The sequence below is a fragment of the Bradyrhizobium sp. Kon37 genome (assembly GCF_055807535.1).
This window is the reverse complement of sequence record NZ_JBVVOY010000018.1, coordinates 123,857-145,017: the sequence shown is the minus strand read 5'-3', so window position 1 is coordinate 145,017 and position 21,161 is coordinate 123,857. Positions and strand designations below refer to the sequence as shown.

The following is a 21,161-nucleotide window of genomic DNA, read 5'->3' as shown; positions in this document are numbered from 1 at the left end:
GACTGTATATCCTCCAAACAATCAAACTCGCACGGTAAGGCATCATCTGTTCGCCTTTGAGGGAAACGATTCGACCATTGACGGGCAAGCCAACAACTGCTCGCTCGACATTCAGGCGCAGTCTCCTTCCCGATTCCACGATAGCCAACGCGATCACGACGATGCATGCGGAGTGCGCCAACCATCGCGGCGATCAAAACTGTCCCAGTTTTTCCGAGAAGGCAAGCGAAGCTCGACGCATGAGCGTACGGCCGAGAAGGTGCATTATGACCGTCCCGGACTGGGGCAAAGCGGGCAATCCGGGCCTACCGCATCGATGTCAGTAGGACTGCTGAAGTGATCATGGCCAAGATCGAAAAGCGCCCGATCGACGCCCATCTTATTTCCATTCTTGTCGCAATCAGCCAAAAACAATTCGAGCTTGTTCTTGCCTTCGCTGGTTTGTGAATTTTCGAGTATCTTGAAGAAGGCGTAGATCGCTCGTACGTCGTACAGTTTCATGCCTTTGCGGGGGGAACCTGCCACGTCTCTCTCCTTTACTCCAAAGTCATTGGTGTCAGTTCGGGCTTAGTCTAGAGGCCCGGGCCCACACGTCCGATACCCGTGCCTAGTTTCGTCAGGGCGTCTTGGGTGTTGAAATCGCGCTGCCGATCGAGGGCAGCCGAGGCCGCAGCCTTTTGGCCGACATATCCCGGTGCAATGATGCGTCCATATTCGTCGAATTGAGGCAGGCCCTTGGTATTAGGCGGGAGACGCAACAGGATGAGGATCGTGTGAAGGTCCTGACGGCTGTTGTCGATGTTCAAGGAGGCACTGGAGGGCACGAACCGTCCAGTAACTGGATCGATCGCCGTCGAGGGATCAACATTTCCAGTGAATTTGGTGGTAAACGTCAGGGTATCGGTCATCTGCGCGGTGGTGTAATTGGCATCGTCACCGGCAAGATTTCCCCATTGGTTGGCAAGCAGGAAGCTATTCACCAGGGAATCGATCCTGAGTAAACCTGTTGCGGGATAGAGCGCGTTGACTTGCTGCGGCATGCCATCGCAAGTCTCTTCCTTCATCAACCGTGCCAAACTGTCGAAGCTGTCATAGGCCCTGAAATGCCGTTTGACTTCACGGGTTCGATCGTTTTTGGCGACAAGCCCGATGCTGTCGTTGCCGGCAAAGAGTTTCTTTACCAGCGTAACATTGACACCCGCGGTGTTCACTTCGGTCGTATCAATTGTAAAATCGTAGCTGACAGACGTGTCCTTGTAAAAAAGCAAAGGCGCCCTGATCTTCGTATCGGTAATCTGGTCCCACTTGACCTCGTGGAAGTGAGCGGGTTGCTGCTCCAGCCATGCAGCCGTTTGGTATCCGGTCATTCCACGATACACGACACGATCTTTGCCCGTCGCGATCAAAGCAACGATCACTCGGCGGATGGCATCGCGGGTCTGACACCGGATGACCGAGGCGATTCGGTCGCTGTCAAAAGAAGTAGTGTCCTCCGGGAGCGGATAAATCGAGCACGCGCCACAGCAAAGCGTGGATAGGAGGGCAATGCGGGCGATCCATTGCATAAAGGCCTCTTTGCAATTGTTCAAATGTGTCGAAATTCCCGGATGTCATAATCAGCCGCTGGCGACAGACGACCGTCGCGGCTGTTCCGCGCGACCATCTTGTTCTTTCCAACGCCAAGTGCAGTTAAGTGTTGTTCAACGGCCTTTGTCGCGAAGAACGTTGAATTGATGCGCCTTCCCCAAGCGTCATTGTCGAAAGCCCGCAAAATTCAGTACCTAGTGCAAAGCTTCCTTCCTCGAATTCATTTCAATCTCTTGTCCAACCAGCGTCATTCAGACGATGATCAATGCCCGCGGAGCCATCGCTGCAAATCGCGCTCGTCCGTGCACGATGGTGGTGCGCACTCGAAATCGATCGGTAGTATGTTAGTTGTTACATTACTAAAAGTTGATCAACGCGTCAATCGACACCATCAAAGGACTTCTGAGGCCCTCCGGACTCGCTTGCTCCGCCGACCACACATAGAGGAAGGCACGCGCGATGGCCAACATCCTGGCCGCCCAATCGGCGGAGATGCGGGCCAAGGGCGCGGCGATGATCCAGCAAGCTGACAGGCTCCTTTGCGAAAGCTGGAATGAGCGGATGTGGTCAGACGGCGAGCAGATTGATCCGCCGCCCACCATCGACCAGGCCGTGAATGGCGGCTTTCCCCGGCTGGAGATCAGGTGCGCGCGGTGCAAGGGGCCAAGCGACATCGACCTCGCGGCGATGAAGCACCCGCCGACCACCTTCGTGCATGATCTCGCCAGCCGGCTTCGTTGCCGCAATTGCGCCAAGCGGGCCGGCGTCCATCCGCGACTCTGCTACAGTTGGGCTGGTAGCCGCGCCGCCCTCGAACCGCTGCCTGACCGATTTGCAATCTCTATTCGAACACGGCAAACCAGGTCGCCATTGCGTCGCCGCCAAAAGAGACTCGACAAAGCACCGGCCTTCCTGAGTCATCCCGGCAGATAGGCGACGCAGGTCAACCTGACCAAACCTCTTCGCCGATTTGTGGAATCCGTGAAGAGGTGTATCGCCCAGGGCGATGGGCTTGGCGTGGTAGCTCCTTGCGGATTCTACCAGAGCGGGTACTGTATTAGAAGACAATTTGTTTCTGAACTTGTTTGACGATCGTCTATTCGCAGCGCAACGACCGAACATTCAACAGGCAGCGACCTGTCCGCCGATTCCGAGGACGCTTGAGGCTGCGTATCACCCCGGCAGTATCGACGACGGCGAAGGGGCGAATCGAGCTACGGTGGGCGCGACTGCCAAATGGTAGGCCGCTAAGAGACCGCGCACTCAGGAGTAACAGATGTCCCTCGATCAATTTCTCGACAAGCCCCCCGCCCAACCGGAGGCTGGTGTCGGACTCGCGCTTTCAGGCGGCGGCTATCGGGCAATGGTATTCCATGTCGGCGCGCTGATCCGGCTCAATGAACTCGCGCTCCTCCGTAAGATCAAGCGGATCTCCAGCGTCTCCGGCGGATCTATCACGGCGGGCGTGCTTGGCACGAGCTGGAAAGACCTGAAGTTCACCGGAGATGTCGCTTCGAACTTTGAGATCGTCGTCGACCGCGTCAGGAAGATGGCCGACACTTCCGTCGATGCGGGCGCAATCATCGGCGGTATGCTGCTTCCGGGTTCGATTAGCGACCGAGTTGCGAAGGCATACGACTCCGTGCTCTTCCACGGGGCCAAGCTCGAAGCCCTGCCCGATGATTCGCAACCGGGCAATCCCCGCTTCGTCATCAACGCGACCAACATCCAGACCGCGGCGCTCTGGCGCTTTTCCCGCAACTATATGGGAGACTATCGCGTCGGGCTAGTCGAACGCCCAGACGTGTCGCTCGCAGCAGCGGTCGCGGCTTCGTCCGCATTCCCGCCCGTGCTGTCCCCATCTACGCTCGACATCGAACAACCCGTCATCAATACGCCCGGAGCCGACCTGCACCGGGATCCCTATATTAAGACTGCCGTCCTGAGCGACGGCGGCGTGTACGACAATCTGGGCCTTGAGACTATCACGAAGCGTTACGCAACGCTGCTCGTCAGCGACGCCGGCCAGAAGATCACCCCCGATGAGGATCCCCACCGCGATTGGGCCCGGCATTCTTTGCGCGTGCTCGATACCGTCGACAATCAGGTTAGAAGCCTGCGAAAACGCCATCTGATCGATTCCTATCTGCGCAAGGAGCATTCCGGGACTTACTGGGGCATCCGGACGGCGTTTGCGGATTACAAGCTGGCCTCTGATCCATTGAGCTGCACAACGCGAAATCCGATACCGCTGGCGGAGATTCCGACCCGCCTCGAAGCGATGCCCCGAAATCTTCAAGATCGCCTCATGAACTGGGGATACGCTGTATGCGACGCCGCGTTGCGCGCGCATATCGACGTTCCGTTACAAACCCAGCTCGGCGTTACTATCAGTCCGCCGACCAAATTCCCCTTCGCAGGGGGTTATTAAGTCATGCGGCCACTTTCACCGCCAGCATTTCGTCGTCTTCGCGTGTACGCCTTCGACCCTTCTGCGTCTACCGACCTGCGGACGGCCACGATGAATGCTGCCGTCGTTAAGGTGCCGTGGGAGAATATTTCACCTGGCCCCGTCGGTGAATACGTCGAGGTCGTCGACGTAGATCCCGCGAGTGACGCGTTCTACGAACCAATTGACCTGAATTCTCCGGAACTGCTCGCCCAGGACGGTTTCGCACCTTCCGAGGGCAATCCGCAATTCCACCAGCAGATGGTGTACGCGATCTCGATGACCACCATTCGCAATTTCGAACGGGCCTTGGGACGCAGGATCCTGTGGGCACCGCGTTGGGCACGCAACGATCCAAACGCATACAAGTCGAGGCAGTATATCCCGCGGCTGCGAATCTATCCGCATGCGCTCCGGGAGGCCAACGCCTACTACAGTCCGCAGAAGCGCGCCCTTCTGCTTGGATACTTCCGCGCGGGTGGCGCGGACGTCGGCGCGAACCTGCCGGGTGGCACAGTATTCTCGTGCTTGTCGCACGACATCATCGCGCATGAGATGAGCCACGCGATCCTGGACGGCATGCACCGGATGTATCTCGAGCCCTGCAATCCGGACTCACTCGCGTTTCACGAAGCCTTCGCCGACATCGTCGCATTGTTCCAGCATTTCACGATGCCGGAGGCGGTGGGCCATCAGATCAGCCGTCTCCGCGGAGATTTGTCGCAGCGGTCCCTGCTTAGCGGTTTGGCATTCCAGTTCGGTCAAGCGATTGGAAACTACGGCTCGCTCAGGGACGGCATCGATCAAGTCGATCCCACGACGGGGCTGCCAGACGCGCAAGCCATTCACTCTGTCTCCGAGCCGCACTCGCGCGGCGCAATCCTCGTCGCGGCGGTGTTCGACGCATTCGTGACAATCTACCGCAGCCGGGTCGCCGACCTGATACGGATGGTCACGGGAGACGGCTCGCGCTTTCCAGAGCGCGACCTCCATCCAGACCTCGCTAACCGTCTGACCGCTGAAGCGAACAAGACTGCAGGACACGTGCTGCGAATGTGCATCCGCGCCCTTGACTACCTTCCGCCAGTCGACGTCACCTTCGGCGACTTCTTACGGGCCTTGGTGACCGCCGACGCCGACCTTGTTCCGGACGATGACCGCGGGTACCGCATCGCAGTCGTCGAAGCCTTCAGACGGCGCGGCATCTATCCACAGGACTGCCGCTCGCTCGCCGTCGATAGCCTACTGTGGCAGGAACCGGACGAAGATGCGACCATCGACTGGTTGGACGGCATCGACACTGGGTTCATGGAATCGCGTGAGGCTCTCTGGAAGCAATCAATCGACAACGCCGCCACATTCTACGAACGGTTGATGGACCGGTCCAGGTTCTCCGCCGAGAGGCTGCGAAAAATGGGGCTCTCGTGCAGTGACGAGGCCGCCAAAACGATCCGGCGTTCCCGCTCCACGCGAGAACCGGTGCTCGACGTCCAGTCTGTTCGGACTACGCGTCGGATCGGGCCGGACGGCGAGGATCTCCCCCAGCTTGTGGTCGAGATCGTTCAGGAGCGCCGGGGCTTTAGCGAGAGGACCCTTCAGGAGGAGGCTGACTCCAACAGTAATGGACGCGCCTCCCGCGGGTCGGACTTCGTGTTTCGCGGGGGTTGCACGCTCGTGATCGATCTTCACTCCCGAAAGATTCGCTACATCGTGAGCAAGGATATCGAGAGCGCAGTGAGGCTGGAAGCGCAGAGGCGATTCTTGTTTGAACGCGATTCGGAGTCCCTCGGAGCGACATATTTCGCGCTCGGTTCGCACGACGAACCGTTTGCCTTCCTGCATCGGAACGGATGAAGACGATGGCGAAGAGAACGAAGACAGCGAAAGCCAAGAAGACGGCGAAACAGTCCATCTCAAAGGCAAAAACCAAGACCAAAGAGGGTCCCCTGAAAGGGCGAGCTCCGGCAAAGACGGCCAGACCAACAGCAAAAAAACTCGCAGCGCGGCCGGGACACATATCGGTGCGCATGTACAACAACATTTTGGGTGACTGTTTCCTCATCCGAATTCCTGCCGGCAACAGCGAAGTCAAGATCCTGATCGATTGCGGCGCGCTGCAGGGGATGCCCGGAGCTTCCGATATCATCGGCGAGATCGCCGATGATATCGCTCATACGACGGATTCCCATCTCGATGTTCTCGCGGTCACTCACGAGCACTGGGATCATCTCTCGGGATTCTCTCAGGCCCAGGACGTCTTCTCGAAATTCAAGATAGACGAACTCTGGCTGGCATGGACCGAAGACGAAAAAGACGCCGAAGCGGCGAGGATCCGGGCCCGCAGGCGAAAGACGCTCGGACTCCTTCTCACGCTTGACAAGCATTTCGGTCCTGCCGTCGCGCCTGAAGAGGACCCGGACGCCGATGAGATCGCGCCAACTATTGCAGCGCAGAAAGACGACGTCCGGGAACTGCTCGCGTTCACAGGCGAAGCACCTCTCGGCGCCGCCGCGGCACCCAAACGGGCGCCAACCGATGGTCACAGACCGATCGTCTGGCACGGAGCCGGGCGAGGCCGGGGACGGGCAGCCAGTAGTGTTTGTTAGATGACCACCGGGGAGATTATGGCTAAACTTAAGAAGCTCGCGACCAAGGTCCGATATTTCACCCCCGGTGCCGACCCGATCGCCTTGCCATCCAATGTTCCGGTACAGGCTTATGTGCTGGGCCCGCCAAAGGACGATAAGCTCCTGCTGCGTAGTAACCCCCGCAAGGGGGAAGTCTACCTGAGGGGCGAGACCGACGAACTCGGCGCGTATCTCGCCGCCGCCATCCAGCTCGATAAGCAGCGCGACACGTTCGACCCCGACGAAAAGAGGGCCTTCGAGATGGCGATGCCCTTCGACAGCAATCATTTCCGTGGGTTGTCGAAAATGGAGCCGTTGCAGGGTGCGGACGGTTCCGGCTATTTTTCGGGGCGCGAAGGATGGCGGCGAATCGATCGCGACTGGCTCGGCGCGGCAGAACAACTTGCCCTAAAGCTGGATTCCGATACGAATAACACCAGCCTTGTGTTGGCCTTCGTCGTTGGCAAGGACGCCGACCGCCGCGTGTTGCTGTTTCCCGGCGATGCACAGGTCGGGAACTGGGAATCTTGGCAACAATACGTATGGCCTAGCGGCGCAAAACGAGACGATCCTGCTGCCATCGACATATCAAAACTTCTCGCATCGACGGTTTTCTACAAGGTTGGTCACCACGCCAGTCACAACGCCACGCTGCGAGCCGCAGGGCTGGAGCTAATGACGAATCCGGGCCTTGTCGCAATGATCCCTGTCCAAGAGGAGTTTGCTCGCAAGACTAAGCACTGGAACATGCCCTTTCCATCACTCTTGGCCCGACTTCTTGAAAAAACCAAAGGCCGCGTCTTCAGGGCGGACAGATCGCTTTCAGATCTCAAAGCGGACAGCGCCAAAAGAGCTGGAAACGCCGGCGAGCTCAGCGAAGATGATTGGAAGGAATTTTTTAGTCGCGTCAGCGAGGGTCCGCCTTCCCTGCACGGCGAGGTACCGTTGTTCGTCGAATACTCCGTACCTCTCGGCTAAGACGCCGCATCTAATTTTTTGAAGCAAGCCCGCGCCGAGCTGGCAGCTTTGTGGGGTCATCCCACTGCTGCCGCCGTAGCAGGCCAAGGGCTGGACGAAGATGAGCGCAGGAGATCAGCTTCCGGAACTAAGGTATTCGAAGGAGTTTCGGCAGTACCAACGAGCGGCTATTCAGAAGGCCCGGCGGTACCGGGCCAACTTTCGTAACGCAGTCTCAGCTGGAAAGTCTGCGCCCGGCGCTTTTCTCGTGTGCCATCCGACAGGAACGGGAAAAACGGCGGTTATTGCCGGTCTGTCGCAAGCATCCCCAGAGATAGGGAATGTTTTGGTCCTGACGACGCGCGAAGCGATACGTGACCAACTCACGCGCGAGATCAGCGGCAACATTTTTATAGAAGAGGACAAATTCAATCTTGGTCCCAAGATACGGCTCGCAAAGAACACGTATGTCGTTAACGAGAGTCGGATTCTGGAAGGGCAGGTGCAAGAGCTCCACGAAGCTACCATCAGGCACTTCTCTCCCAAGCTGAAGGAGTTCTCTGAGCGGCAATTCGAACGGCTCGTCGAAGACCCGGGGAATATCGTCTTTGGCGAGCTTAGTAAGAACCGCTCGATCATGCTTATGACCGTGCAGATGCTCATCGGACTCGATATCCGCGGGGCTTGCTACAAAGCTCTTCGTGACCACATTGATCTGATAGTGTTCGACGAAGGACATTACGAACCGGCGGCCAAGTACAGTGCGGCTGTTCGCGGCCTTGTAAAGCCGATCATCCTGCTTTCCGCCACCCCTTTCCGCAACGATCTGAAACCGTTCAGTATCGAAAAGAGCAACATTCACCTCTACAGATTCTCCGAAGCAGTTGACGATAAAATCATATGAAAAGTCGAAGTAATCCAACGGCCGCGGACTTCCGATGCGGAGGTCTTTTGCTTGGATGTCATCAACTTTGCAGAAGAACAATTTGGCTCTGATCGCTCGAAGTGGCCTCGTATCATTATTCATTGCGAGGACATGGGCAGCATCACGAGGCTTGGCGAGCGCCCAAATTTGAATACATCAGTATAAATTGATGGAAGGTATCGATGATCACCGATTTCGAATTTTAGCGTTCTTCGATCCGCTTGGAAATGTCAGATCGATAGTCCAGCAGGTCGGTCGCGTTATCCGCTTGACGCCGGGCGAATCTGTGGAGCCGGCATTTGTCCTCATCATTTCCAGGGACGGATAAGTCGGGCCTGGGAGCTTTCAGCTCATACGACAAATCGATCAGCCCGGAATATCTCACCAAGACGATGTCCAAATTCTACCTGGAAAAATTTGCGGCTGTTCAGCCCGAGATCGATTACATCTCGAAGAAATTCAGGGAGCGCCTCGAACTCAACAAAATTGCTGCGGCGGACAATGAAATTCTGTTCGACCGACGCGTCGTGTTCAAACGCATCTCTGGCGCCGATACGTTGAAATCACTTGCGAAACAAGTCGAAGAGGAACTGGTCGTCGAGGATTGCGAATTCAAGCAATACCCCTTTGGTAAGGAAGCTGTCTTATTCGTCTACGCCAAGGTGGCCAGCCCGGACTTTCTAAACACGCTGTACTTTGCCGAAGTGCGGCATGGTGCCCGGCTCTTGATCCACCTGCCGAACTACCAGATGCTCGCCGTGGCCGGAGCGGGTTCGAGTGCCGGTTCGGAGGGGTTGGGCCATCTCGAATCGATAGGGCCGGAAAAGCTTGAATGTCTCCTCATGCCGGGGCAATTGGGTCGCATCAGCAGCTTCTCATCCCAGAACACCAATCTAGGAAATCGCGTGGTGCGCAGGCGCATCATCTCCGCGCCCTCAATCGCGGAAGTTCCCCCCATTTTGGATGAACACGGCCATATCGTTTCAATTGTCACCGGATACAATGAAACCACCGCGAAAGTCGTCGACGATCTGGAGTACTGTGAATTCGTCGATGAGGAGATGAACATAAGCTCACCGTTCGAAAGAGGATTCGTAAGCCGGTTTCGGAGACTGCGGCGGGTGCCTGGGCAACGCTAAATGAGTTGCTTCAGAATCCACTGACAACGCGTGAGATCTGGCTTGTTCTGGGCAACATGCTCTCGGCTAAGACCTTCTATGATGGCCTACGCAGCGACAAGCCGGCACCAGAGACTCTCCAGTTGAACCACCTGTTACAAACGACGATAGCTGCTGCAGGGAGTGTCGGCGCCAAGACGCGGATATTCTGTGCGCCGTAGTCACGGACCGGCTAAAAGAGAGGACAAGATAAGTAGCTCGCCGCCCACTTTTTTTCGGTTGCAAACGGCCACCAGCCTCGGACGGCGATGAACGCTAAGCCCCGCTTCGTTTGCAATGGCGATGACGGCCTGGGAGCCGCAGGTGCCGCGTCATGCGATGTCCGTCAGGATCATCGCCAACATGCATATAGGCGAGCGTGACCTGAAGTGAGTTGCGGCCTTCGCCATCAGCCTACGATCGCAATTGAGTCATAGCGCCCCGCCGCACCTCGCCGACCTGGCGCTGCGACTTTCGCTGCCGCTTCCAGACGCTTCACGAACGAACTTCTCCGCTGAAATTCGGACAACGAAAAAAGCACGTTTCCAGGGGCTTGTTATTTGGTTGCGAGGAGGCGCAACACCCTATCTCCTGCGCTTGTTGCCTGAGTGGATGCTGACCAGCCACTGATGGAGAGTTATATGCGCGTTGAGCATTCAATGACTTGCCGGTCGCACGCACGTTTTTCACGCCGTATTGAGCTGTGTATGGTGGGAGTGCGTGAAGCGCATAGCCGGGTATGGGCGACCTCAGCCCGCTGGCCGGTGCAAGCTGACCGAATCGCGCAACGCCGAGCCGTCGTATTCAGTGCGGAACAGTCCTCGATGTTACAGCTCCGGCACTAGGCTGTGGACCAGCTCCTCCAAGCCGCCTGGAAGATATGGGACCTGCAACATGAAACCGTCGCAAGGCCCCGCCTCGAACCACTCCTGCATGCGATCAGCCACCGTGCTGGGCCTGCCGGCAAAGCCGCTGGTCGTCCTCCCCGCGCCGTAGCGCTGTCCTAGCTCAGCAACGCTTAAGCCTGAGCTCAGTTCGGCGACCTCACGGTAGTGCCCTTCGAGGCCGGGAGCATCGAGATTCTCAGGCAGGACCTCGTCCTGCGGGAAGCGCGAGAGATCAAAGCCGAGATGATAGGACAAGGTCGAGAGACCGGACTGTGGATGCGAAAATTCGTGGAGCTGGTCGCGTAGCGGCTTGGCCTGCTTCTCCGTGTGCCCATGACCGGACGATGGCGGGCAACACCTTGACTGTATCACCGTCGCGGCCGAAACGGACAGCGCGAGCGCGCAAGTCGTTGCGGAATTCTACAGCGACATCGACGAGGCCCAGCGTCACGAAGATGACCTCGGCCCATCGCGCGGCGAAGTCACGCCCGCGATCGGAAGCCCCGGCCTGCATGAAGACCAGGCGCCCCTGCGGCGCTAGCTTTCACACCAACATCCAGCTTGCGTTCTCAATCGAAAAACGCAGGCCTGTTCATGTCAGTTGCGAACGCGAAAGCCGCTTCAACGTCACTCTCGATTGTCCTGCCTCGCGATAGGGCCGGCAACTGATCTCTTGGAAAAAAGAGCGCCTCGCTCGTCTCCAATGTCGGCTGCACCTTCTGACCCGGGAGCTGGTCGCAAAGGAAGAACATCTTGTAAAATTCACGGACATCAGGCGAATATGAGGCGTTGGCTTTGTGTCGGACACCATAGAGACGGCCGAGCAGCTCGGCCTTGATGGGGTCGAGCGGATTCGTCCGCTGCAGCCGCACCACCTTACCGACCCGTTCCGCGCCGACTAACTGCGCGATGTAGTCATGAGCCGCTTCGAACGCCATCTTGCGGATGATCCACTGTTCGTCGTGATTGTAAACTAATCGATTCCACGCGGCATTTGCCCCACACACAGCCGCTGGATTTCGTTGTCGTAGCCGCAACGAGACATGATGGTTCGCAAGCTCCGCCTTAGGTCATGCATGGTGAACTTGGCAATATCCGCCTCCTTGATCAGACGCTTGACCATCTAGGTGAAGCCCGACATCTGGCCGCCGGTCTTCGGTGACGGGAAGACATAGTCGGACGTCGCGCACTGGAAATGTTTCGCGGCCGCGAGCACCTCGTCAACGAGTGGGTGCGCGGCACATGGTGGTGCAGGCCCATCTTGGTCCATGCCGCATCGAAGGTGATGCGGTCATCCATGATGTGCTTTTGCCATTCGATGATGGTTGGCTCGCTGCGACGCGGGCCACCGAGTAGGCACATGCGCGCTAATTGCCCAAAAGCCCCGAGCTTGCCGGATGCGTGCCACACCTTGATGATCTCCTCATCGGTCAGCGCGCGGCCCTTCGTTCGGCGCGCAACTCTCTGCGCACGGGTTTCCTTGGGCGCGCGATAGCCGGCGAGTACGTTGTGCTCCACGTAACGCTCGCCGACGCACCATTCGAGGAAGGTGTGCGTGTGCTTGCGGACGTCCTTGGCTGCGCCGCGCTTACCGGTCTTGGCGGATCCTGTCCACCGCTATGATTTGCCGTCGCGTCAACTCGTCGATGGCGAGATCGAAGTGATCTTTGAGACCGCATCGCAACGCCGACATTGACGGTCTCCAATTGACGACCTGGCGTCCAGTCAGGGACGTTTCGTAGGGGCCATCTTCAATGATCAGGGGCGCCAGCGTGGTGCACTGCCTCTCTGCCAGCTGTTGCCGCTTTGCCTCGCGTTTGGGCTCGTTCGGATCGACCCCAATGACTACCTCGGCGGGCGGCGACGGTAGCGGCCTTGCGCGCGTCCTTCTCATTGAACTTGGGCCATGCGTCCAGCGTCTTGCGTTGGGTGCCTCTCGTCCCAGGTTTCGTAAACAGAAAGACCCAGGTTCGCCCGCCAGTCGCGCGCATCCTGATGGCAAGCCCCGGCTGCTCTGTGTCGTGCAGATAGAACTGCGACTTGACCGGTGGCAGCGTGGCTGCACGTATCGCCGCGTCAGTGAGCCTCAGGTAGTTTGTCGTCACTTCGGCTCTGAGAAGATCGCCGACAACATCCAGACCTGGTTCGAGAACGGCGCAGCCGATGGTTTCAACGTCATGGCCGCCCTGGCTGCCCGGCGGGTTCGACATCTTCGCCGAGCAGGTCGTGCCCATTCTGCGCAAGCGCGGCCTGTTCCGTCACGACTACACGGGCACAACGCTGCGCGATCATTACGGCCTGAGCCGGCCGGCCAGCATCTTCTCCAACGCCATTCAGGCGATGGCAAAATTAGCCTGACAACACTGATTGGACGATGACGCAACAGAAGCCTATCGGGTTGCAATCATTGGTCGCTGGACGGCTAAGGCGTAAGCGAGGGGCATTTATCTATGCCTCTCATAGCAACCCAGGTTCGGAGCGAGGTTATTTCCCGTGAACCAGGTTCTCACGCATTCGGCGAATAGATCTGTCCTTCCGCGGCCGTGGCTACCAGACATCTTATGGCGAGTTGTCGCGCCGGGTTTAGCCGGCGGGTGATCAAGTCTCGACGGCAAGGAAGAATGACTCGGCGTCGGAAGGCGGGATCTGGATGTGCCTCGTCCGATGGGGCAACCCATACGTTTTCGATCGATTCCGCTTCCACATGACCCGAGCCGATCGCGCTCCCGCCGATAGTACGGCAGGAGTTGGATGCGGTCTTCGCTCGCTGTTCCTCGACAATTAAGGGCTGGATAGTCAGACAGCCGACGAACGAAATCCTCTAGTTCGTCGGAGGCAACACCAGCTCGTGGGCGGCAACACACGAGATGCAACGCTGCGAGGCGCTTGAATTCGGCGTTCGGGCGATCGTTTTTGATTAATTCCACCGCATCGATTGTGCGAAGTTGCGCTTCTGTTAAGCGCGGAGCTGCCCCACTTTAGAAAGACATTCGAGCCCGTTGCCCGGATCCGAGAACGGTCTTCCCGCATTTCGGGGCAGCCTGGGCCAGAGCGTAAGTGATGTAGTCTCGCGCCGGTGTGGGACACACGAATCGAGGTTTTGTTAAAAGTGCGTCTCGGCGAGACTACTATCTTTGGCGAAGCCAGCCAAAAGGTTGGCAAGCAGTAGCCGCCGAGATGTAGGCTTGGGGTCTCGCTGGGAGTCACATACTTCGGCCACTTCTCGGCACTCACCAATTGTCGACGGAAGTAAGCGCGTGAGGACCAACAAATTGTCCCTGTCTTGAACTTTCTCAGCGCGAACGAGCTTTGAATAGGGTTCTAACATTCGGCGGCACCGCATTTGGCTAAGCAAGCAACGCGAGGGGAAAATGGCTCCGCTGAGAGTCAGGAGCTGGTGCGGCGATTAACGTTAGAGATCAGATCCCTCAACGTCTGTCTGGAGGATTTTCTTCACGTCCGAGCCGAGGCACTCGGCATTAGTGGAACACAATTGGCGATCTTGATGGCCGTGATGGACTTAGACATGGATGGCGGTGCTCCGGCCGGCGTGGTCGCAAAACTGATGAAAGTCGACCCGTCCTTCATCACGCTACATTCGAAAGCGCTGGAGAAAGTCGGATTTGTGCGGCGCAAGACCGGCATCAGGGATGCTCGCGTCGTCCAGCTCTCGCTAACGGACAAAGCCCGTAAGCGTCTCGCGAACATCGCTGCACAACAGGAGGAACTGGATCAATTCGTTTTCGGTGAGCTTAGCATTGAGGAATCGACGAGACTGTCGAGCCGACTTGCAGCGCTCAGGAAGCGGCTGGAGAGAGCTACCCTGAAAGCCGAACTGGACACCGGCGCGGCGTCAGCCCGAGGGAGGAGCCGACGTTAGAAGGGAGCCGCTTTGGATCATCAACGATTGCTTGAATGCGAGGGCCGCGTGCCCTCATGTGAAGCACCGCCATCGTGAGGAGCACATCGGTTCCTCGAGCCGGTCGGCGAGGCGCCAGCGGCGACAGGCTAAGTTACCATTTGTGGATCGGGAGCTAGTCGATTGGGCCGACCAATACGGATTCGGTATGAGGCCAGAGTTCTCCGCGGAGCTCCAAGTTTCTGGCGTCGCCAACCTGTTACACCCGGCCAGCCGCTAAGACTTTGTGGAATCGTAAAGTTCTTGCAGATCGCGACGAAGTCCGTCGGCCAAACCATCTACGAAGCGACTTGCCATTGACCAAAATCAAAACATCAATTCTAGATTTTCTATCCTCTCACGTCTGAACGGAGGCTAAAGGTCTCATGCGCAACCTTCTCTTTATCTATGTGCTTGCACTTTCCATCCTCGTCGGCTTTGGATCGCCATTGACCGCCGCTCCGCGGGGTCGTTCTTTCATTCCACCGGCTCGGCAGGACGTTTATTGCCTCCAGGGACGTATCTGGGGATATCCGGGCAATTGCCAGTTCTCGACCTATGACCAGTGCATGACCACTGCCTCAGGCACCCTAGCCTATTGCGGGATGAATCCGATCTATGCATTCCGGCAACAAGGAGGGCACCTGCGCTGATGCGTGATGGCCAACTGTGGTCGAGACATCCGTCTTCGCTTATATAATTGGACCCGCCGTGCTGGTTAAGCGTTGGGCTTCCGCCTGGTTGGACGTCCCCGCTCGCGCACGCTCCGGCACCGGCCTCAATCCCCCACCAAATCCGACCGCCGATTTCGGGGCATCCTGTCGCGGCAAGTGTTGCCAGGCTCTCGGAGGCACCAAGAACCACATGGTCGTCATGCCGCACGCCGACATGGACCACGCGGCGATGGCTCTGCTGGCGAACGCTGCATTGGCGGTGCCAATCGGAGATACCACGGCCGAGCGGCTGACCGAACAGCTGGCGCCTAAGGTCCGCGCCCTGAACATCGGTCCTGACACTGGTCCCGATGACGAAATGGGGCCATTAGCAACAAAGCCAGATCTCGATAAGGTCTGAGGCGACATCGACGGGGGCGTACAAGTAGGTGCAAAGCTGATCGTCAACGGACGCGAACTTCGGCGTCAAGGCTATAAAGGTGGATCTTTCATCGGTGGAAGTCTATTTGCTACGTGACCACCGACATGAAAATTTGCCGCGAAGAGATCTTCGCTCCCGTCCTCGCGGTGGCTCATCTATCAGGCGGTCACGCTCAAGCGCGACTTTCCGACGGATGACAAGGGGGCAAGGTGATCAGGGGCTGCACCGCCATCCGATCCTGGACGGCGTCGCGATCAAGGTCGGTGAGACGATCCTTGCTCGAATCACCATCGGCTGCGGATCGACCATCGGCGGCAATGTTTGGCCGATCCGTGACGTGCCGCCGAACAGCATGGTGAGGGCAGGCCACCGCGCGGGACGTTCCGACCGGCTGTGCAGGTTAAGAGTTGGGCTTCCGCCCGGTTGGACGTCCCCGGACAAGGCAAGATGAGCAAGATCACGGCTGAGCATCCCGCCCGTCAGGCCGTCCTCTACATGCGTCGATCAGCTGATCAGGTGGCCAGTAATCTGGAAAGCGAGCGCGTCAATATGGATTTGCAGATCGGGCGCGGCAGCGGCTGGAGCAATGTCGCCTTCATCGATGACGGTCTTGGCCGCTCTGGCGATGGCGTTGCGTGGCCCGGCTTCGAGAAGCTGCTGCCTACCATCCCACGAGGGCGGCGCCGTTGTCCATATCGCGGCGTCGCGCCGCCCTCGGCGAGGTGAGCGTGATCGACGATGGCAAGGCTTAAGAACATTCCGAGCAGAGACGGATAGCACATGGCGCGTCGGCAGACTCGACTTCCCCCAACTATGTTTTCAGGGGGCTAGAACTCAAATTCTCACAGGAGCTTGCGACCTGCGCGCGGCTATCGTTATTGGAGCCTCAGTGACTGAATCGAAGTGCAGCACCGAAAAACCCAACGAGCCAGCAGCGTGCCCGGCATCATGAACCCTGGTTTTCCGTTGAGGGCAGACCCATTAAGAATGGGACCCAAGGCAGGAAAAACCAAAATACATAGGGAGGTACGATCGCGCTATCGGGTGCAATCGAGCAAACCTGGTTCCTTGAGGACCCGGCCACAGCACGTTTGTTGGTCCTGTAAGCTGTGAAGTCGATGATTGTCGCCGGACTTTCTGTCACTTGATACTTCGATACCATCCTGAACCTACTCAGCCAATGCCCTTGTCGCTTTTGCGTTCTCAGCCGCAATTGCTCGAGTGTCTTGAGCCAAGTGCAGCCAGCAAAGCCAGATGTGATCGGCCTCGCGCCGGGCTTTGAAGCGGCCAACGCATTTCTTAGAACAAAGTGCCGTCCGCCAGGAATAATGGCGGATCAGCCCGAACTTTCCGCCGCACATCGCGCAGCACCTTGACTGATCTCGGTGAGAGCTATGGGAGCTGTTGCGCATTCTCGCCTCCTGTCGGCGTTCCGTGGACACCTCGGGCATTTTCGTGGCCGCAGCACCACGCCCCGCGCGAAGTGGGCGGCGCCAAGTTTCGCGATGCGTACGGGACATCTGGCGCAAGTGTGAGACTGATGTGCGCGCCGGGCTCCATCTGAGTGCTTCGGCTACACTGACGAATGTAGCAAGTATCCAATCTCGATTAATGCAATGAGCCCGCGACTCGCGACACAATCCTGCGCTTTCGCGGCTTTGTTTGATGGATTTCAGCCGGCACGGCTCAAGAGGCGCCTAACAGCACTCCAAGGCTGGTAAGCACCACCGCTGCGCGTTCGCATGGGTAAACTTGGTACCTGACTTCCTTCGCGACGTTTGGAACACATGATCACTGCGGAGACGCAGAGTTGTGGCTGCAAGGCCAAGCTGAGGTGCGGTGCTTGGTTTTCCCAGAGAAGGCGCGGCAAGCGACACTTCAGGTCAGCGCAGCGGCCGCATCCGTGATGCTGCCGTAGATTTGGTCAAGATCTGCCGCTGTGACACAATACGGAGGCATCACGTAGATCGTGTTCCCGAGCGGCCGCAGCAGCAGATTTCGCTGCTTAAAGAAGGCCTGAAGCTTCGGACCGAGTTCCGCAAGATAGCCTTCATCGCTCGCTTTCAGATCGAGTGCTGCGATGGTGCCAGTCCGGCGGACGTTTTCGAAGCGCGGATCGGCGCGGAGGACCTCAAGCGCCTCTTCTTGCATCGTGCCGACCGACGCCACGCGCTGGTGAGTTTCCGGATCGTGCCAGAGATCCAGGTTGGCCTTTGCGGCGGCGCAGGCCAGGGGGTTCGCTGTATAAGAACTCGAATGAAAGAATGTCCGTGTACGATCCGTTGAATAGTGCGCGTCGAAAATATCCGCCCGGCACAGTGTCACCGCGAGCGGAAGCGTCCCTCCCGTGAGGCCTTTGGAGTAGCAGGCGATATCGGGAATGACATCGGCCTGCTCGCAGGCGAATAAGCTTCCAGTGCGGCCCCAGCCCGTCAGGACCTCGTCGGCAATGAAGAAGACATCAGAGGCCTCGCAGATGCGCTTCATCTCTCTTAGCACCCACGCCGGGTACATCAGCATCCCACCTGCCCCCAAAATCAGAGGCTCCACAATGAACGCGGCGGGCATGTCGTTTTGACAAGCCGACTCCAGCGCATCCAGTGTCGCCTGCTCACGACCGCTCACAGGAAACGGGATTGAGGTCACGTCAAACAGCAGGGGCGCGTAAGGCGCGTTGAACACGCCTGACCGACATCGCACCAATTGTGTCCCCGTGGTAGGAATGTTGCATCACGACAATGCATCGTCGCGGTTTGCCGATGTTGTGCCAGTAGCCGACCGCCATTTTTAGCGCAACTTCCACGCTGGCCGAGCCACTGTCCGAGAAGAAGACATGCTCGAGGCCATCGGGTACGAGCTTCAAGAGTTGCGCAGCAAGCTCCTCCGCCGGTTCGTGAGTGTAGCCTGCGAAGATGATCTGGTTGAGCTTGCCTGCCTGTTCCTGGATGGCGCTCACGATATGTGGATGGCAATGGCCGTGGGTCACCACCCACCAGGATGATATAGCATCGATAATTCGGCGCCCATCAGCGGTGTGGAGATAGGCGCCATCTCCCCGCACAATTTTGGTTATCTTCTCTTGGAGCGCATGTTGTGTGAACGGATGCCAGATCGGCGACTTCGGCTTCGTCGTCATTGCTTGAATTGATCGGCACGGAACGAGGTTTTGAAGGCGGCCTGCAGCGTGTCTGCCGCGAGGGGGGACAGCCACGGCAATCGCCCTAAGCAACGCGCCCGTCCAATCTCGCGAATTGCGATCTGGGTCTCAGCATTTGGTTCCCCAATGAAGGCAATCCCAAGAATAGGGATCTGGCGCGTTCGCAGAGCCTCTATCGACAGCAGCGAATGATTTATGGTGCCCAGTGCCGTGCTCGCGCAAAGCACGATTGGAAGCCGCCATCGCTCGAACACATCAATGTAGAGTGTATCGCCCCTCAGCGGCACCATCAGGCCGCCAGCGCCCTCAATCACCAACGGTCGCTCCCCGGTGTCTGGCACATTGAGCGATTCTGGCTCGATGCGAACTCCGTCAATTTCAGCGGACTGGTGGGGCGAAACGGGGGTGCGAAGTCGATAAAGCTCCGGAATGATGCGATCGGGCGAGAGACTGCCCAGCCGTGCGACGAGCTCGGCATCAGTCTCTCCTTCGAGACCGGCCTGAATCGGTTTCCAATAGTTCGCGCCGAGGAGATCGGCGAGTCCGGCGGAAAACACCGTTTTTCCGATTCCGGTGTCTGTGCCTGTCACGACAATCCGCTGACTCATCGAGCTTCACCTCTCGTCTCAATAAACACGTCGAGCACCGAACGCACCTTGTCCTCTTGGTCGGCCGGAAGCTTTCATCATTGCGCCCATTATTGCCGGGGCGCTCGGCCGAATTTCTCTAATGCTGGGCCGTTCGTTGCCGAATTCCGCAGCTAGTCAGGAGAATTACAAAGCTTTCATGTCACAACCGTCGAGGCCTGCGGGTGTGCTTAATCTATGCACGAGCGCGTTCTAATCTTTGCAACGCCTTCACTGCCTAGCCGTGGACCAGTTCCACCGGCTCTTCGAGGCGGCCTGAATCGGTTTGCAATAGGATGGGACCGGGAGATAGGCCTCCGTACCGGTCACCACGAGCCTGTTTAGCTCATCGAGCTCCACTTCTTGTCTCCTCGAACAGAGCATCGAGCATTGCACGCACGTCATCCTCCGCCACGTTAAGCGTCAGTGAAATTCGCAGACGAGCTGTTCCCGCCGGAACAGTTGGCGGCCGGATGGCGCGGATATCGAAGCCGCGCGCCTGCAGTCTCGATGCGAGCCGCATCGCACGCCCGTTGTCGCCCAGAATATAGGGCACGATCTGCGAGTCCGAGGGACTTCGCCCACGCCGCGCGCCGATCTCTCGATGCGTGAACGCGACCAGCTTGGCCAAATGCTGCTGTCGCTCCGGCTCCTCCCGCAGGATGATAAGTGCCTCCCGCACGGCGACGGCCATCAATGGTGAGGGCGCGGTGGCGAAGATGAATCGACGGCAGCGATTGACCATGAAGTCGCGCAGCACGCCTGACGCCGTGACCAGCGCCCCGGCCGCTCCCAGTGCTTTGCCGCGGGTATGGACAACCAAGAGGTTCTCGCGCCTTTCATAAGGCGCGGTGAGGCCTCGACCTTGTTCGCCGTAAACGCCCGTGGCATGTGCCTCATCCACCACGACAAACGCATCATATCGATCCGCCATCGCGATCAGCTCTTTGAGGGGGCGAAATCGCCATCCATGCTGTAGAGACTTTCAACCACGATCCAGACGCGGCCCATTCCGCCCCTGGCCCGCCAGTCACAAATCGTGCTTTCGACCGCCTGCGGATCATTATGGGCGCTTAGACGAAAATCGGCCCGGCCAGCACGCGCTCCTTCATGAACGCTAGCGTGCACAAGAGAATCGAGAACAAGCAAATCGCCCAGCTGGGGCAGCGTTGTCAGAACTGCTAAATTTGCGACATAGCCGCCCGGGAAGAAAAGCGCCGCCTCCGCCCCAAAGAACTGGGCTGCGTCCGCCTCGAGACATTCGTGTTCGTCGCAATTGCCACGCAGGAGCCGCGACCCGCCGGCCCCGACCGGGGTGCCGGCCTCGAGCGCAGCCGTGATAGCCGTCTTCATGCGCGGCGCGCTCGCCAGCGCCAGATAATCGTTCGATGTGAAATCGAGCCCACCGCGCGGCTTGAGGCTGCGCAGCCGGTCGTCCTCGTTCAGCGCCTGCAACGCCGCGACATAACCGGCAACTTTGACCGCAAGGCTTAACGTCACTCTTTAACTCCCAGGATCGCGCAAGAAAAAGTCTGTCGGCCGCCTAGAACAAGCCCAAAGATCGGCCTCTTGGCTCCGACTGCAGAATGCACTTTTCTCGATTAACGAGCACAACGTGCGGCTTGAAAGTTCTTGCTTCCGTCTCGTCAAAGGAGTCATTTCGGCTTCCACCACATAGATCGCCAAGTGCGCCCGGTTTCGATGTTGTAGGTCTCGACGCGTTCGTGAATCAGGGGACCTGCCGCATCAGCACGCACGATCATTCGAAACCGAGCCATCACTGTCGAGATCGGCCC

At 58.2% G+C, this 21,161-nt stretch carries 15 protein-coding genes and 5 pseudogenes; 13 read left to right on the top strand and 7 right to left on the bottom strand.

The window, feature by feature from the left end; all coding sequences use genetic code 11:
* Positions 1-264: 264 nt before the first annotated feature.
* The gene (locus tag AC0L3J_RS27720) at positions 265-525 is read right to left on the bottom strand and encodes a hypothetical protein (RefSeq protein ID WP_377791309.1); all 261 of its coding nucleotides are present in this window, start codon (positions 523-525) and stop codon (positions 265-267) included.
* Positions 526-572: 47 nt separating this feature from the next.
* Entirely contained in the window at positions 573-1,565 is a 993-nt protein-coding gene (locus tag AC0L3J_RS27715) for a hypothetical protein (protein WP_377791310.1), read from the bottom strand.
* Between the two features lie 481 nt (positions 1,566-2,046).
* Here AC0L3J_RS27715 and AC0L3J_RS27710 point away from each other — a divergent pair.
* The 7 genes and pseudogenes from AC0L3J_RS27710 (at position 2,047) to AC0L3J_RS27680 (ending at position 9,684) form a co-directional block, all read left to right on the top strand.
* Positions 2,047-2,387: pseudogene (locus tag AC0L3J_RS27710) on the top strand (hypothetical protein).
* Positions 2,388-2,863: 476 nt separating this feature from the next.
* On the top strand, positions 2,864-4,018 hold the full coding sequence (locus tag AC0L3J_RS27705; RefSeq protein ID WP_473349014.1) for a patatin-like phospholipase family protein: 1,155 nt from the start codon (positions 2,864-2,866) through the stop codon (positions 4,016-4,018).
* Between the two features lie 90 nt (positions 4,019-4,108).
* On the top strand, positions 4,109-5,890 hold the full coding sequence (locus AC0L3J_RS27700; RefSeq protein WP_473349012.1) for a hypothetical protein: 1,782 nt from the start codon (positions 4,109-4,111) through the stop codon (positions 5,888-5,890).
* A gap of 5 nt (positions 5,891-5,895) precedes the next feature.
* The gene (locus AC0L3J_RS27695) at positions 5,896-6,642 is read left to right on the top strand and encodes a hypothetical protein (protein WP_473349010.1); all 747 of its coding nucleotides are present in this window, start codon (positions 5,896-5,898) and stop codon (positions 6,640-6,642) included.
* An 18-nt stretch (positions 6,643-6,660) separates the two neighbouring features.
* Positions 6,661-7,641 carry a ComEC/Rec2 family competence protein gene (locus AC0L3J_RS27690; RefSeq protein ID WP_473349009.1) on the top strand — a complete coding sequence of 327 codons (981 nt, stop codon included), beginning with the start codon at positions 6,661-6,663 and terminating at the stop codon, positions 7,639-7,641.
* Between the two features lie 100 nt (positions 7,642-7,741).
* Positions 7,742-8,524: a DEAD/DEAH box helicase gene (locus AC0L3J_RS27685; RefSeq protein ID WP_473349008.1), complete on the top strand. Its 783-nt coding sequence runs from the start codon at positions 7,742-7,744 to the stop codon at positions 8,522-8,524.
* Between the two features lie 320 nt (positions 8,525-8,844).
* Positions 8,845-9,684 (top strand): hypothetical protein, encoded by an 840-nt coding sequence (locus tag AC0L3J_RS27680; RefSeq protein ID WP_473349007.1) that lies wholly within the window; start codon positions 8,845-8,847, stop codon positions 9,682-9,684.
* Positions 9,685-10,529: 845 nt separating this feature from the next.
* Here the strand turns inward: AC0L3J_RS27680 and AC0L3J_RS27675 are convergent.
* Both AC0L3J_RS27675 and AC0L3J_RS27670 read right to left on the bottom strand, forming a co-directional pair.
* The gene (locus tag AC0L3J_RS27675; RefSeq protein ID WP_473349005.1) at positions 10,530-10,961 is read right to left on the bottom strand and encodes a hypothetical protein; all 432 of its coding nucleotides are present in this window, start codon (positions 10,959-10,961) and stop codon (positions 10,530-10,532) included.
* 440 nt (positions 10,962-11,401) lie between these two features.
* Positions 11,402-12,727 (bottom strand): annotated as a pseudogene (locus tag AC0L3J_RS27670) (tyrosine-type recombinase/integrase); the annotation flags it as partial.
* Here AC0L3J_RS27670 and AC0L3J_RS27665 point away from each other — a divergent pair.
* The 6 genes and pseudogenes from AC0L3J_RS27665 to AC0L3J_RS27640 all read left to right on the top strand — a co-directional run.
* A pseudogene (locus AC0L3J_RS27665) lies at positions 12,704-12,947 on the top strand (LLM class flavin-dependent oxidoreductase); the annotation flags it as partial. The pseudogenes AC0L3J_RS27670 and AC0L3J_RS27665 overlap by 24 nt on opposite strands.
* 292 nt (positions 12,948-13,239) lie before the next feature.
* Positions 13,240-13,374, top strand: coding sequence for a DUF1045 domain-containing protein (locus AC0L3J_RS27660; protein ID WP_085348485.1), 135 nt, complete (start codon positions 13,240-13,242; stop codon positions 13,372-13,374).
* A gap of 558 nt (positions 13,375-13,932) precedes the next feature.
* Entirely contained in the window at positions 13,933-14,469 is a 537-nt protein-coding gene (locus AC0L3J_RS27655; protein WP_473349003.1) for a MarR family winged helix-turn-helix transcriptional regulator, read from the top strand.
* A 404-nt stretch (positions 14,470-14,873) separates the two neighbouring features.
* Entirely contained in the window at positions 14,874-15,140 is a 267-nt protein-coding gene (locus tag AC0L3J_RS27650; protein WP_473349002.1) for a DUF3551 domain-containing protein, read from the top strand.
* A 211-nt stretch (positions 15,141-15,351) separates the two neighbouring features.
* Complete coding sequence (locus AC0L3J_RS27645) at positions 15,352-15,561, top strand: hypothetical protein (RefSeq protein ID WP_473349001.1); 210 nt, start codon at positions 15,352-15,354, stop codon at positions 15,559-15,561.
* A gap of 468 nt (positions 15,562-16,029) precedes the next feature.
* Positions 16,030-16,308 carry a hypothetical protein gene (locus tag AC0L3J_RS27640; RefSeq protein WP_473349000.1) on the top strand — a complete coding sequence of 93 codons (279 nt, stop codon included), beginning with the start codon at positions 16,030-16,032 and terminating at the stop codon, positions 16,306-16,308.
* A 1,152-nt stretch (positions 16,309-17,460) separates the two neighbouring features.
* On the opposite strand, the pseudogene AC0L3J_RS27635 reads toward AC0L3J_RS27640, so the two are convergent.
* From AC0L3J_RS27635 to AC0L3J_RS27625, 3 genes and pseudogenes are all read right to left on the bottom strand, one after another.
* Positions 17,461-18,718 (bottom strand): annotated as a pseudogene (locus tag AC0L3J_RS27635) (adenosylmethionine--8-amino-7-oxononanoate transaminase).
* On the bottom strand, positions 18,715-19,347 hold the full coding sequence (gene bioD / locus AC0L3J_RS27630) for a dethiobiotin synthase (RefSeq protein WP_473348998.1): 633 nt from the start codon (positions 19,345-19,347) through the stop codon (positions 18,715-18,717). Before bioD ends, AC0L3J_RS27635 begins: the two are co-directional and overlap by 4 nt.
* Positions 19,348-19,711: 364 nt before the next feature.
* Positions 19,712-20,865: pseudogene (locus tag AC0L3J_RS27625) on the bottom strand (8-amino-7-oxononanoate synthase).
* Positions 20,866-21,161: the final 296 nt, after the last annotated feature.